This window comes from Shigella sp. FC1567, from assembly GCF_001743015.1.
GTDB classification, from domain to species: Bacteria; Pseudomonadota; Gammaproteobacteria; order Enterobacterales; family Enterobacteriaceae; genus Escherichia; species Escherichia coli.
Genome location: NZ_MIIV01000320.1, coordinates 1 through 900 on the forward strand (window position 1 = coordinate 1; position 900 = coordinate 900).

The 900-nt window shown below is 57.3% G+C and carries 1 protein-coding gene and 1 pseudogene; both read left to right on the forward strand.

Annotated features, from left to right (window positions below; genetic code table 11):
• A pseudogene (locus BHE85_RS27615) lies at positions 1-87 on the forward strand (hypothetical protein); the annotation flags it as partial.
• A partial coding sequence (locus tag BHE85_RS16605; protein WP_069673632.1) for an IS91-like element ISSbo1 family transposase occupies positions 68-900 on the forward strand: 833 nt, incomplete at its 3' end. The pseudogene BHE85_RS27615 and the gene BHE85_RS16605, both read left to right, overlap by 20 nt.

The window sequence follows — 900 nt, forward strand, 5'->3', positions numbered from 1 at the left end:
TACGTCACGTTCTGCCATACCTGCCGTCGTTTTGATTTATACGAAACAGAAGCGGAGATGAAGGCGGATGACCCGAAGTGGTGGTGATTTTCAGCCCCGCCCGCTGAAACGCCTGTTCACAGCCAACCAGTGCTGGACGTCCTTCCTGGATGCGGGCGGTCTGCGCGATATCAGGGTTGAGGCTGTCACAAAAATGCTGGCCTGCGGCACGCGGATACTGGGAGTGAAGGAATACATCTGCGATAAACCTGAGTGCCCCCACGTCAGATACGTCACTAACTCATGCGGCAGCCGTGCCTGCCCGTCCTGCGGAAAAAAGGCCACAGACCTGTGGATAGCGACACAGCTGAATCGTCTTCCTGACTGCGACTGGGTACACCTGGTCTTCACCCTGCCGGACACGCTGTGGCCGGTGTTCGAAAGCAACCGGTGGCTGCTGAATGACGTGTGCCGTCTGGCGGTGGAGAATCTGCTGTATGCCGCCCGGAAACGGGGGCAGGAACCCGGTATCTTCTGCGCCATCCACACGTATGGCCGTCGTCTCAACTGGCATCCGCATGTACATGTGTCTGTAACCTGTGGAGGTCTGAATAAGCATGGTCAGTGGAAAAAGCTGAGCTTCCTGAAAGACGCGATGCGTTCACGGTGGATGTGGAATATGCGGCAGCTGCTTCTGAAAGCGTGGTCAGAGGGGCTGGCGATGCCGGAGTCGTTGTCACATATCACGACGGAATCACAGTGGAGAAGCCTGGTGCTGAAAGCCGGAGGAAAATACTGGCATGTGTACATGTCGAAAAAAACGGCCGGCGGGAGGAATACGGCGCGCTACCTGGGTCGTTATCTGAAGAAGCCGCCGATAGCGGCCTCCCGGCTGGCACATTACAACGGAGGGGCGAGCCT